The 13297-nt window shown below is 34.6% G+C and carries 10 protein-coding genes and 1 riboswitch; of the genes, 9 read left to right on the top strand and 1 reads right to left on the bottom strand.

Annotated elements, in window-relative coordinates:
• Window positions 1–544 precede the first annotated feature (544 nt).
• The 5 genes from isdC (at window position 545) to ACIQXJ_RS11485 (ending at window position 7528) form a co-directional block, all read left to right on the top strand.
• On the top strand, window positions 545–1210 hold the full coding sequence (gene isdC, locus ACIQXJ_RS11505; RefSeq protein WP_401008508.1) for a heme uptake protein IsdC: 666 nt from the start codon (window positions 545–547) through the stop codon (window positions 1208–1210).
• 72 nt (window positions 1211–1282) lie between these two features.
• The gene (gene isdE, locus ACIQXJ_RS11500) at window positions 1283–2206 is read left to right on the top strand and encodes a heme ABC transporter substrate-binding protein IsdE (RefSeq protein WP_403053512.1); all 924 of its coding nucleotides are present in this window, start codon (window positions 1283–1285) and stop codon (window positions 2204–2206) included.
• 21 nt (window positions 2207–2227) lie between these two features.
• On the top strand, window positions 2228–3196 hold the full coding sequence (locus ACIQXJ_RS11495) for a FecCD family ABC transporter permease (protein WP_403053509.1): 969 nt from the start codon (window positions 2228–2230) through the stop codon (window positions 3194–3196).
• A gap of 15 nt (window positions 3197–3211) precedes the next feature.
• Entirely contained in the window at window positions 3212–3982 is a 771-nt protein-coding gene (locus ACIQXJ_RS11490) for an ABC transporter ATP-binding protein (protein ID WP_403053506.1), read from the top strand.
• A gap of 372 nt (window positions 3983–4354) precedes the next feature.
• Window positions 4355–7528 (top strand): NEAT domain-containing protein, encoded by a 3174-nt coding sequence (locus ACIQXJ_RS11485; RefSeq protein ID WP_403053503.1) that lies wholly within the window; start codon window positions 4355–4357, stop codon window positions 7526–7528.
• Between the two features lie 578 nt (window positions 7529–8106).
• On the opposite strand, the gene ACIQXJ_RS11480 is transcribed toward ACIQXJ_RS11485, so the two are convergent.
• Window positions 8107–8433 (bottom strand): antibiotic biosynthesis monooxygenase, encoded by a 327-nt coding sequence (locus ACIQXJ_RS11480; RefSeq protein WP_401008498.1) that lies wholly within the window; start codon window positions 8431–8433, stop codon window positions 8107–8109.
• A 216-nt stretch (window positions 8434–8649) separates the two neighbouring features.
• On the opposite strand from ACIQXJ_RS11480, the gene ACIQXJ_RS11475 reads away from it, so the two are divergent.
• From ACIQXJ_RS11475 to ACIQXJ_RS11460, 4 genes are all read left to right on the top strand, one after another.
• Window positions 8650–9618 carry an ABC transporter substrate-binding protein gene (locus ACIQXJ_RS11475; protein ID WP_403053499.1) on the top strand — a complete coding sequence of 323 codons (969 nt, stop codon included), beginning with the start codon at window positions 8650–8652 and terminating at the stop codon, window positions 9616–9618.
• Window positions 9619–9644: 26 nt separating this feature from the next.
• Window positions 9645–10673, top strand: a complete 1029-nt coding sequence (locus tag ACIQXJ_RS11470; protein ID WP_403053496.1) for a FecCD family ABC transporter permease — start codon at window positions 9645–9647, stop codon at window positions 10671–10673.
• Entirely contained in the window at window positions 10660–11448 is a 789-nt protein-coding gene (locus ACIQXJ_RS11465; RefSeq protein ID WP_403053493.1) for an ABC transporter ATP-binding protein, read from the top strand. Before ACIQXJ_RS11470 ends, ACIQXJ_RS11465 begins: the two co-directional genes overlap by 14 nt.
• 89 nt (window positions 11449–11537) lie before the next feature.
• On the top strand, window positions 11538–12446 hold the full coding sequence (locus tag ACIQXJ_RS11460) for a ferrochelatase (protein ID WP_403053490.1): 909 nt from the start codon (window positions 11538–11540) through the stop codon (window positions 12444–12446).
• Window positions 12447–13010: 564 nt separating this feature from the next.
• Window positions 13011–13186, top strand: a riboswitch (cobalamin riboswitch).
• The last annotated feature ends 111 nt before the right edge of the window (window positions 13187–13297 follow it).

Raw genomic sequence — 13297 nt, 5'->3', positions numbered from 1 at the left:
AGTGAAAGGGATGTGATTTGATTAAATTTACGTTTAAATGGTAGGGCTTAATACTTTAAAGCCAATAGAATGAGTAGTGGGGAAGAGGATAATAAAGCTACCAAAAGAAAAAGTTACGTTTTTTTGTGTGAATGTAATTTTATTTTTTCAATTTAATAAAATGGTAAGGTTGTGGAGAAAAGCACTTACGGGAATCGTTAGTTTACGGAGCAAATAAGAAAAAGGAATCTTCATAAAAAATGAATTTCCTTTTTTATATGTAATCACAACATTCAAATTTAACAGCGCTTTTTCTTATAGATATGAGAATTAGTACACTTGTTGTTTGCGCGTAAGTTATATTGAAATCCGATTTTACTTATAAATTTATTAAGGAAAAATAATCTATTTTGTATTAGTATTGACAATTAAATTTTTACATATTATTATTTAATTAATGATAATGATTATCATTATCATTAATTAGTATATCGAACACGCAGAATAAAAAGGGGTATTATTTAATATCCCTTTTTATTTACATAGTGTTGATAATGATTATCAATTGAAAGGAGGTTTTACTATCAAAAGGTTATTTTCAGTAATGTTAATTGCATTATTAACAATTTTTGTTACACCTTATTTAGATGCGTCTGCCGCACTTGCAGATGGGAAATACACAATTAATTATCAGGTGAATAAACCAGATTCTTCATCTGCTTCCATTGCAAATGATTATTTTTTAAAGCCTGCGACAATTATAGTTCAAAATGGCACTTCAGTTGTACAAATTAAGATGAAAAAAAGTGCGTGGATAACGAAATTTGAATCGAGTACAGGCGGTAATAAAGTCGTAAGCGAAAATAAGGCAGAGGATACTCGTATTGTCCAATTTGCATTACCTTCTTATACATCAAAAACTGCTGTTACGATGAAGGTGGATATTGATGACTTAAATTATCACCATGAATATACAGTAGATTATGTGTGGGATGCAGCGTCATTGAAAAATGAAGATGGTAGTGCAGTAACAGCTACAACAGTGCAAAATAACACTAACACGACTAAAAAAGATGCTAATACTGGAGTAACAAATACTTCGACAGTAAAAGAAAAAGAAGCAAATCCTCAAACAAGCGATGCTTTTCCAATAGGTATACTTTTATTGTTCGGTGTTAGTGGATTTATCTTATTTAATTTTAAAAAACGAATGAAGGAAGAAATCAATTGAAATATTTCGGAAGCACCCTCATCTACTTCGCTAAGGTAGGAGTAGGGTGCTTTTTAAAAGGAGTGAATGACCATGATAAAAGCTACAAAAGTTAATATTAATAAGTTACATATTGTGGCGCTATGTATTATTTTTGTCGTTCTTTCAGCATGCACTAGTTCAAATAAGAAAAATGAAAATACGGTAGAAAAAGATAAAGAAGAAAATAATACAACGGTTCAAGATGAAAATCGAATTATTCCAACGACAGTTGCAGTTGCTCACATTTTAGATGCACTAAATTTAGACGTCGTTGCTGTTCCTACGACTGTTTATGATTTACCTAAACGATATGAAGGTTTACCCGAGGTTGGTAGTCCGATGTCACCGGATATGGAAATTGTAAAATCTTTGAATCCAACAGAGGTTTTTTCAGTAACCACTTTGGAGGCAGATTTAAAAAAGACATTCGATGAAGTTGGTATTAATGCTTCCTATGTAAATTTACAGAGCATTGATAATATGAAAGCTGCCATTTTGGAAATAGGGAAAAAGTATAATCGGAGTGATGTGGCAACAAAGTTAGTGTCAGAGCTGGAAGGAAAGATTGCAGCCCTTCGAATGCAAATAGAATCAAAAGAATCCCCTAAAGTTTTAATTTTACTTGGTATTCCAGGTAGCTATTTGGTGGCAACAGAAAATTCATATATTGGGGACTTAGTGAGATTGGCTGGAGGTCAAAATGTAATGAGCGGGCAAGAACCTGAGTATTTACCGTCTAATACGGAATTTTTACAACAAAGTAATCCAGATATTATTATTCGTCTGGCACATGGATTGCCCGATCAAGTCGTGGAAATGTTTAATGAGGAATTTGCTACAAATGATATTTGGAAGCACTTTGATGCAGTGAAAAACGGACGTGTATATGATTTAGAGGAACCTTTATTTGGAACAACAGCAACGCTTGCAGTACCTCAAGCACTTGAAGAACTGATTAACATTATGTATCCATAATGAGAAATGTAGAGGACTCAGATGAATAAAAAAATTAGTAGTTTTATAGTTGTAAGCTTATTGCTTTTAGTTGTAATTATATATTCTGCAATCACAGGCTCTATTAAAATGGATATTGCGGAATTTATTAGAGCAATATTTGGTGAAGAAAATTCAAATTACGCAGTTATTAAAGATTTACGGTTTCCACGGATTATCGTCGCAATTTTTGCAGGGGCAGGCTTATCAGTTGCCGGGGTATTATTGCAGGCAGTGATGCGTAATCCATTAGCTGATGCAGGTGTAATCGGTATTTCGGCAGGGGCGTCATTTGTACAATTATTAGTCATTACCTTATTCCCAATGACGTTTTTCTTCACACCAATATTGGCTTTTTTGGGTGGAGCATTTGCTTGCTTTTTAGTATTTATGTTGTCGTGGAAATCAGGCTTAAATCCTTTGAAAATTATTTTAGTAGGTATTGCGATTAATGCGATGTTTACTGGTCTAACAGAAGCGTTTGTTACGCTATGTAGCTATATGAATATAATGGTTGGTGGAGCAGGGGGCTCTAATTTGTCAATGCGAACTTGGAGTGATGTACGTTTAATTTCATTTTATGGTGTTATAGGCTTACTAGCCTCCCTACTAATAGCTTCGTGGTGCAATTTATTGGCTTTACAAGACAAAACAGCAAAGAGTTTAGGTTTTAATGTGACACGTGCACGATTAATTATTGCAGCAATAGCGGTATTACTAGCGGCAATTTCAACTGCTACAGCAGGCGTTATTGCATTTGTTGGGTTATTAATTCCGCATATTTCAAGAAGATTAGTAGGTTCCGACCATAAATGGTTAATTCCATTCTCAGCAGTAGCTGGTGCCTTACTGATTTTGACTGCTGATACGCTAGGCAGAATAGTGGTTGCACCGTTAGAAGTCCCAGCATCAACAATAATGGCCATAATTGGTGGGCCATTCTTAATATTCTTAATCCGAAAAGATAAGTAAAGGGAGGTGAGTGCAATGAAAGTATCTCAAATAGAACTATCTTATGATCAGAAGAAAAATCATTTAGATGGAGTTACAACAACGATTGAAAAAGGAAAAATCACGACGATTATTGGACCGAATGGTTGTGGGAAATCCACATTACTAAGTGTTATCTCCCGGAATAATATGCCACAAAAAGGATTAGTAACGTTAGACCAGAAAGATATAATGGCTTACAAGGCAAAGGAATTTGCGAAAAAACTTGCAATTGTTTATCAACAAAACATCGTGCCGCAAGATATCACAATAGAAAAACTAGTTGCTTATGGACGGGTACCTCATCAACAATTGATGAAAAAAGATGTTGAAGAAGATGAGGCGGCAGTAAATTGGGCATTGGCAGCAACAAATTTAACACAAAAACGTACGAGTAAATTGGATGCCTTATCAGGCGGTGAACGTCAGCGTGTTTGGATTGCGATGGCACTTGCTCAAAAATCATCCATTCTTTGTTTAGATGAGCCAACAACATATTTAGATATTTTTTATCAAATCGAATTAATGGAGTTAGTGAAGAAGTTGAACAAGGAAAATTCGTTAACAATTGTGATGGTGTTGCATGATATTAATCAAGCAATAAAATATAGTGATCATATAATTTTGATGAAAGACGGTAAAATTTTATGTGAGGGGTCACCTATAGAAACAGTTACAGCGGAACGTATGAAAGAAGTGTATGGTGTTGAAGTAATTATTCAAACACATGAAATTGTTGGCACGTATATGATGCCAGTAAGGATTTAGTGGGATTTTTTAGACATATCATATTATTAACTTCGTCCAGATTTAATTGAATTAAATTGTTATTAATTCTTTTGTTTACATATGGCCTTACTTTTTAGGTATGTAAACAAAAATAATATCTCGTAACATATCTTTGCTTTGTTGACAATAATAGTATGTAGGTTATAATGAGTGAGAATGAGAATCATAATCAATTACAAGGGATTGTATACTTTAAAACATTCGGGGAATCCATAGATGTTTTCATGAACTTTAATTGACAATGAGAATTATTCGAGTTTAGGGATAGTACTAGAAAATCTTTTAATAAAAAGGAGGTAGAAACGCACAGCATAGGTCAAAATAATTTGAAAAATTCAGGAGGTCAGTGTATTGAAGAAATTTTTGCAATATGTAGCTATGGTAGTGCTGATGTTAGGTGCAATATTACCGGGCTTTGGAATGGAAGTAAGGGCGGAAGAGAATACCGTACCTAGTTGCGCAGTTAACTATTCAGCAAATATCAAAATTCTCAATGAACAACAAACAGCAGATTCAATGATGAATAGCTATGTACAAAAGGAAGCTACTGTTAAGCAAAAAAATGGTCTATATACAATAGACATTACTGTGCCACAAGCGAATACAACATGGTATGAGGATTTTAAGGTTGAATCAGGTGGCGAATTAAAAGCAGCTATTGAAAAAACAACAGATACTAATGGTAACGATATTTACACATTCGTAGTTGATCAATATGCGCAAACAATAAAAGCATGGGTTGATGTTTACATTCCGATGATAAATTATGACCATGACTATATTGTGTATTTAAAAGTTGCCGATGTTACGGAAGTTAATCGTGTGTGTGAAGAAGCACCAGAACAACCAGGACAACCAGGACAACCAGGACAACCAGGACAACCAGGACAACCAGAACAACCAGGGGATAACACAGAAGAAGTTATCACAAAGAACGTTCCTTTCACATTTTTAACAAATAATAAGACATATGATACGTATTTTAAAAGTTATATTAACTATGCTGATTTAGCTACAGAGGGTGAGGAAAAATATGCATATATTAAACTAACAGGTCACACATATGCATTTACGACACTAAAAGTAGGCAGTGAAAACGGAGAAGACGTAGAAATCGTAAGCTCTGAAGGAGAAGGAAATTCATTAGTACGTGTCATAAAAGTAAAATTAGATGCTGATTTAAAAGCTACAGTTATTATGTCAGGTGACAGATATTCAGCAACGCCGTTTACATTTGATTTTAAACCAGTAAAAGAAACAAGTGTTTATTTACCTGAGCATTTCAACTCAAACAACCAAGTGATTGAGTTTGGACTGACAGCTGTCAGCTCTGGTGCACCTGCTCATACAATAATCGCATCACTTTTAGGACAAGCATACGCAACAAAAACAGCAGACAATAAAATAGCTGTAACAATGAATTTAGTTGTAAATGATACAACGAAGGGCTTTTCTGTAAAACAAGGAAATAAAACAGTTGCAGAATGGACAGCAGGAAGCACGAAAAGGGTAATTAAATTTACAGTAGATTCATTAGAAAATTTAGCGTTCACGTTAACAACTGAGCGAAATGGGAACGCTTCGTCTATGAGTACGACAGTTGAAAAAGTTCTATTAACAGGTGAAATTGCAAAGCAAGAGGATAATAGTTCAGAAGAAAATACCAACGGCAGTGAATCAGGTTCTGGGGAGAACAATAATAATTCAAATACCGGTGGCAATAACAATTCTAACACTGAAAACAATGAACAATCAACTAGTGGGTTATATACAGTGAACTTTACGTTTTTAAATGAATCAGGTACTGGTAGTTCTATTATGAACACATATGTAGATAATCAAGCATATGTAGTGAAAAATGGTTCTTCTTATCAAGTTCAATTAACATTAAAAAATAGTTCATGGATTACTGGATTTACAGTGAATGGTGCAACACCTAGTACGATTAGCGATTCAAATGATGTACGAGTAGTGCAATTTACAGTATCGAGTCTATCTGCGCTTCAAAATGCGTGGGTAAAAGTAGATATTGCAGATCTTAACTATCATCATGACTATAATGTTCTTTTGAAATTTGATGAAGCGTCACTTTCAAAGATTAATGGTAGTACAACATTCCCGAGTACAGGTGGTTCAACTAATAGTGGTTCCACAAATGGAAATCCCACAAATAACGGAACAAACACAAACACAGGTACTACAGTGAACTTTAGTCAAGAGGGAATAGTTAAATTTGAATTTGCTAACAATGCAAAAGAAATAGCTGTATTTTTACAAAAAGCAAAAACAGTATTTGAGAATAACAAATATAAAGTGACACTTTCAATAAATATTGAAAATAATTTACAAAATTTTATTGTCAAACAGAATGGTAAAGAAATTGCGAAATGGTCGAATATAGTAGCTTCATTAGTACCGGTTGCAATTGCAAAAACAACAACACTTTCATTTGAAGCAGATACACTGGATAATCTTGTTTTTGAAGCGGTAACGGCGGATAAGACAATTTCCTCAAATGTAACAGCAACGACGACAAATTCAATTGAAAAGCATACACGTCAGTCAATTACGTATAAAATGGAGGCTGATCCTAACGGTAATATGGCTGATTTTATTACAAACTACTTAGCACCATACTTCACGAAAGCTGAATTAGTAACGATTGACGGTAAACGTTACATTGAAATGACATTAATCGGTAAAGCTTATGGTTTTGAAACACTAGCTTATATTGATGGATATGGTAAGCAACAAAATATCGAAGTGATTAGTTCAACAGGTGAGAAAATGGAACAAGTACGTGTTGTACGTTTACCATTAGTTCAAGATAGCAATGGCGTTACAAAAATATTTATCGATTCAGGGAGCTTAGGTTATGGGGCGTACACATTATTCTTTACTTTTAATGTGCCAACTTTAGAGGAAGAAACAAATAACTCTAATAATCCTAATCCTGATAACCCTAATAATACTATCCAAAATCCTTTTACAGATATCGAAAATGTCTTCAGTAAGGATGAAATTTTAGCTTTATACGCTGCTGGGGTAACAACAGGTACAACAGCAACAACATTTAGTCCAAATAAAAATATAACGCGTGCACAATTTGCAGTGATGATTGCTCGAGCTTTAAATATTCAATCAGCTAAAGCAACTGCGTTTAAGGATGTTAAAGGGCAGTGGTATGAAAATGAAGTACAAGCACTTGCAGAGGTCGGTATTGTAACTGGTGTAAATGCCACAACATTTAACCCAACAGCAAATATTACACGTCAGCAAGCAGCGGCAATGATATTATGTATGCTTGAATATAAAGGCTATAAAGTAACAGTTAATGAAAATGCTTTATCGTACAAAGATGCTAATAAAGTTTTTGACTACGCGAAGCAAGCAGTATCAGAATTGCAAGCACTTGATATTATGACGGGCTCTAATGATTATTTAAACCCACAAAGTAATTTAACACGTGCTCAAATGGCAAAGATTTTAAAACGATCATTACAATTAGTTAGTTTAATTGATTAATTTTTAAGTAAGAAACTATTACTATCCCATAAACTTTGTCTGAAAATTTGATGAGGCAATTGTACTTTGTGCTCCTAAGATATATTCAACTCGTACTATTGCTGCAGAATCCTCATCCAATAAAAAAATGCAATTCAATTTTAACTTGAATTGCATTTTTTAAACGATTAAAAGCCTAGTTTTTATTGAGTTTGGAAGTAACCTAAAAAGTACACTTAAATTCAAGTGAGTGCTTTTTTAGTTTAATTTATGTAAAAAATAAGGAAGAGTATTATTTTTTATTTTCAACTGAAAAGGGGAAGTGTTCTAAATTTAAAATTTGGAAAATAAGATAGTTTGCTAAAGTAGAATAACGCCTAATTTAATTTAGCTGTCAAAACTATTGTTTATGAGAAAAGACCCACAATAATCTATTGTGGGTGGATTTATAAGAGAATATTAAAAGCGTCCTTAAACGAATTGAGTTAGAATGTTAGCCTGTAAACTCGATGTGAAACGTCTGAGAACGTATAGTTATTATTCTTGAATTAATACTCATATGTGTAATGGTAATCTTGAAAGAAATCCATGTACTGAAATTACTTTACTAAAGTTGCAGCAATTTCAGAAATAACAATTCGATTATCTATTATTGGTGATGCTTCGCTGCTTTCTTTGTTACCAATCTCTTCACGTCGGTGTAAATTTTTAAAGTCATCAGATTCGCGCCAAGCTTTGAATTGCTCGACTGTATCCCAGAACATCATAACGTTCATTTCATCGTGATCTTCTGGTTCAGAGCAAACGTTCACTTCAACTTTATTAAAGCCTTCCCAGTTCAATAAAGTTTTATCAGATATAAATAATGGTGCCATTTTATTCGCAAAGCCTTTTTTTACTAAAAAGCGGTTAGTAACTGTAATCATATTTATGACCCCTTTATAATAGTTTTAATTGATATTGATTATCATTATCAATTAAAACATACATTAATTGGCTATGCAATAAAAAAATTAAAAAAACAACATTAAAAACGCGTATTGACAATTATTATTATTTAAAATAGAATCATAAACAATCGTATGAGAATGATTATCAATTTCATTTCAATTTTAAATAAAAAGAAAAGGTTGGTAGTTAACATGAAGAAGATTAAATTTCTATTAGTAGGTGCTTTAGCATTATCATTAGTAGCATGTGGAGAAGAAAATAAACAAGCGAATGGGAATGCTTCAATAGATAAAGTAGAAATGGAACAACAAGTTGAAACAGGGGAGACGGTAACATTAATAGATGACCTTGGAAATAAGCATGAGTTTGCAGAAATGCCAGCTTCAGTTGCAACGTTACATCGAGGAGTACTGGATATTTTGCTTGCGTTAGGTGCAAACGTTACTGGTCGACCAACGATTTCTTCTGATATGAAGGCAGAAGTAAAAGCGATTCAAGAAATAGGTAACCCGCATGAACCATCATTTGAGCAGATTGCTGCATTGAATGCGGAAGTGCTGATTGTGCCACCTAACTTCCAGCAGTTTGCTACAACGGTAGAAGCAACAGGTACGAAAATAGTCTACTCAACTATGAATTCAATTGATGATATTAAAAATACGATTAAAAAATATGGAGCGTTGTTTAATAACATAGCAACAGCAGAAAAGTTAGTGGCACAAATTGATGAGAAAATTGCACAAGGCGCTACACAATCAACGTTAGATGCGCTAATTGTTTATGGAGCACCAGGTACATATTTAGCCGCATTGGATAATTCTTTATACGGAGATATATTAAAGAAAGCAGGTGGTAAAAATATCGCAGCCGATTTACCAGCGACAGATAAATTTCCAACTTACGCGAATTTAAGTGTTGAGAAAATTGTTGAACGTAACCCAAAAGTAATTATGCTGATTACGCACGCGAACCCAGCGACAGTAAAAGAAGGATTTGAAAAACAATTGAAAGAAAATGCGGCCTGGAAAAATTTAGATGCAGTGAAAAATAATCAGATTATCATTTTACCTGCAGATTTGTTTGACAATCCAGGCACACAAGTAATAAAAGCCATTGACTATATGCGAGACGCTTTAAAGACAGCTGAAGAAGCAGCTTAATCATTTTTTATAGTGGGGAAATTGCGATGATAATAGAAGAGGAAAAATATGCACACCCTCTTGCTAAAAAACGAAGAATGGCATTAATTATGTTACCGATCCTTTTGGTCATAGTAAGTGTCGGTAGCCTTATGATCGGGCAAGTTTCGTTTTCGGTAAGTGAAGTGTTTAATGGGATTTTTAGTTCAGAAGATACGATGGCACGACGAATCGTGTGGGAAATCCGTATGCCCCGTATACTAACGGGTATGATTATAGGCGTTTGTTTGGCTATCGCAGGTTCGATTTTACAAGGTGTCATGCAAAATCCATTAGCTGATCCAGGGGTTATTGGAATTACTTCCGGCGCTGGAATTATGGCGGTGGCAGTAATGGTTGTTTTTCCTGGCTATATTATATATTTACCTATTGCAGCTTTTTTAGGTGCTTTTGTCGCCGCAATGATCGTGTATTCTTTATCGGTGAAAAAGGGTGGTACATCCCCAATGCGAATTATTTTAGTAGGGGTAGCCATTAATGCCCTTTGTGGTGCAGGAACAAATGCACTAATGATTTTGTATAGTGATCGTGTACAATCCGTCCTACCATGGTTGTCTGGTGGTTTGACAGGTGTTGGTTGGGTGCAATTTAACATGATTATTTACTATGTTCTTGTAGCAATTATATTATCAATTTATGCAATTAAACATATTCGTATCATGCGTCTAGGAGATGAAATGGCAAGCCTTTTAGGGCACAATGTTGAACGAAGTCGATTCTTTTTAATTGCATTAAGTACGTTATTAGCAGGGATAGCAGTAAGTGTTGCCGGATTAATTGGGTTTGTAGGTTTGGTTGTACCGCATATTTTACGACTAATTATCGGTGGAGATCATAAGTATTTACTACCTACTTCAGCTTTAGCTGGTGGCTTACTTGTTGTTTTCGCTGATACCATTGCGAGAACAGTATTTGATCCTATTGAGTTTCCTGTTGGCATTTTACTAGCATTCATTGGTGGGCCGTATTTCCTTTATTTAATTCATAGAAAGGGGAATTCCATTGCTACGAACTGAGCACATTCAATATCAACATGAGTTCACCAAGTTCCAGTTAGATGATATAACCTTGAAGATCAATGAAGGAGAAATTGTTAGTTTAATAGGTCCGAATGGCTCGGGGAAATCAACATTATTACGTGTGATTTCACGTCTTTTAAAACCGAATAATGGTACAGTATTTTTAAATGAACGAAACATTCATGAAATGAAGTCGAAAGAAGTGGCTAAAACCCTAACGATGCTCCCGCAAATGAATAGTCATCAATTAGATTTAACAGTGCGCGAGTTAGTGGAGTTTGGGCGTCATCCGCATAGCGGAGGGAAGACGGTCCTGTCAAAAGAGGATAAAGAAATCGTTGATTGGGCGATTGATGTAACTGGATTGAAAGAGTTGCAAAATCGGGTACTACCTTCGATGTCTGGAGGTGAACGGCAACGTGCTTGGATCGCAATGACTGTAGCACAGCATCCTAAAGTGTTGCTGCTAGATGAGCCAACAACATATCTAGATATTGCACACCAATTAGAAGTGATGGAGCTTGTAAAAGAGTTAAATCGTAAATACAATATGACCGTTATCATGGTGTTACATGATATTAACCAAGCTGCACAAAATAGCGAACGTCTGATTGTCCTAAAGAAAGGGAAAATCCATTACGACGATTCACCACATTGTGTATTATGTAAAGAAATGTTTCAAACAATTTTTGAAATTGATGCTGAAATTTATATGCAAGATGGAAATCCAATCTTTACGCCGTTAAAATTGTGCTCAAGTCTTTGTAAATGATAGTTGCCCATGCTTCTGATAGAAATATGCAGCAACTCCAACATCCATAAAAGTTAACTTATTATAATGAAGAAAAGGAGATTTTAAATATGATTGGTATAATTTATTACGCTTATGGCGCACCGAAATCTTTAGACGATGTAACACCTTATTTTACACATATAATGAAAGGTAAAACACCACCACCTCATGTGATTGAAAACGTTACGGCACAATTTAAAAAATTAGGTGGTATTGATCCATTAGCAGCAAATACGGGACGTATTGCTAAAGGGCTGGAACATGCTTTACAGCATCGCTTAACACAGCCTGTAAAAGTATATAATGCATACAAGCATACAGAACCTTATATTCCGGATGTTGTTAACACAATGCTTGCAGATGGGATTACAACTTTTATTACGCTACCTGTGAATCCGATTATGTCTACAGGCGCTGCTGCATTTCATGATGAAGTTAGTTCGTTATTAGCTTCTCATGACGTTAAGGTCATTCATGCGAAAAATTGGCATTTAAACGATGAATTACTTGCTGTATATAAAGATCGTGTTCAACGTGCATTTGAATGGATTCCTGTTGAAAAACGAGCACAGACGCACGTTTTATATACAGTCCATAGTCAGCCAATTGATCCCGAAAAAAACGATAACTACGTACGCCAGTTTTCTGAATTAGCTGAAGCCATTTCAAAAACAGTTCAAATTGATAACTGGCATATTACATATCGAAGTGGTCATGGGAAAGGTGACTGGCTAGGTCCAAATGTAAAAGATACGATTAATTCATTGCAAGGCGAGGGTGCTCAAGGTATCGTCACATGTGAGCTCCTTTCTCTATCAGCGGATATTGAGTCCTATTTTGAAGTCGGATATGAATGTCATAGATTATGTGAGGAACTTCAAGTTGAATTTGCCCAATCCGAGTTTCCGGGTGATAGCTATGATACCATTCAAGCTTTAGCTGCAATTGTGGAATCCTTTATTCCAGCTCATAACTGAGCTAGTTGGTATCTTTACATGTAGACTTTCTTAAATTAAATTGCCATCTGATGTCGAGATTTCATTGATGTCAGATGGCTATTCGTTTTTAATCAGAAAAGCAAACGAGTACAAAAGAACAAAGAAGGGTTAGATCGCTCTACAAAAATAGTATAAATGAAATCTAACAGACGGCAGATTCTTTTTAAAATCTTTTTTCTGGATAAAGTAAAAGAAATGTATGGTAGTAATAGGGCTTACGATAGTGGCTAAAATGGTTTAACAGATATAAACTTATATTAAGAAGTTTATATTATATATCATCTTCAGTTTAATATAGGCTGCAGTAGGTAGCATAATAATTCCTTGAGATTCTATGAATAGTCGTCATGTAAATCAAGCTATAATTCTTTGGAACTACTGACTATACTGTTTATTATGCTTAACTAGCTAGTTGTTTTCATTTATTAACAGTTTGTTAATCCTAAAGAATATAATGAAAAGTTACACTATAAAGAATTCACTTTTCTGGATTTACTTTTTACTTGAAGGATGGTACACTTAATTGTGTTCAATAACAATATATTGTGTTCGTTTTATGTAGGTACTACTATATGTAGTTTAATAGGGAAGTTCGGTATATCCGACGCTGTCCCCGCAACTGTTAAGCTGACGATGATTTAATCCACTGTGCATTGGTATGGGAAGGATATCAGAGAATGAAGCAAAGCCAGGAGACCTGCCTATAATAAAACAAATCAACCTTTCTTCGGGGAATAAGAAATGGGGACGTGACTATTATTTTGCTTTTTTACGTTTCTAACTTAGGCTGTCTCTCCCAAGAGATAGCCTTTTTATATTATGAAAAGAGG

This window comes from Lysinibacillus sp. NPDC097868 (assembly GCF_044761135.1).
Taxonomy (GTDB): domain Bacteria; phylum Bacillota; class Bacilli; order Bacillales_A; family Planococcaceae; genus Lysinibacillus.
The sequence above is the reverse complement of the archived record's forward strand: the minus strand, read 5'-3'. Positions and strand labels throughout refer to the sequence as shown.

Bases quoted from the DNA above. Each gene is read 5' to 3' on its own strand.
- ACIQXJ_RS11495 (WP_403053509.1), top strand. From the start codon at position 2,228: ATGAATAAAAAAATTAGTAGTTTTATAGTTGTAAGCTTATTGCTTTTA.
- ACIQXJ_RS11460 (WP_403053490.1), top strand. From the start codon at position 11,538: ATGATTGGTATAATTTATTACGCTTATGGCGCACCGAAATCTTTAGAC.
- isdE (WP_403053512.1), top strand. From the start codon at position 1,283: ATGATAAAAGCTACAAAAGTTAATATTAATAAGTTACATATTGTGGCG.
- ACIQXJ_RS11470 (WP_403053496.1), top strand. From the start codon at position 9,645: ATGATAATAGAAGAGGAAAAATATGCACACCCTCTTGCTAAAAAACGA.
- ACIQXJ_RS11475 (WP_403053499.1), top strand. From the start codon at position 8,650: ATGAAGAAGATTAAATTTCTATTAGTAGGTGCTTTAGCATTATCATTA.
- ACIQXJ_RS11490 (WP_403053506.1), top strand. From the start codon at position 3,212: ATGAAAGTATCTCAAATAGAACTATCTTATGATCAGAAGAAAAATCAT.
- ACIQXJ_RS11480 (WP_401008498.1), bottom strand. From the start codon at position 8,433: ATGATTACAGTTACTAACCGCTTTTTAGTAAAAAAAGGCTTTGCGAAT.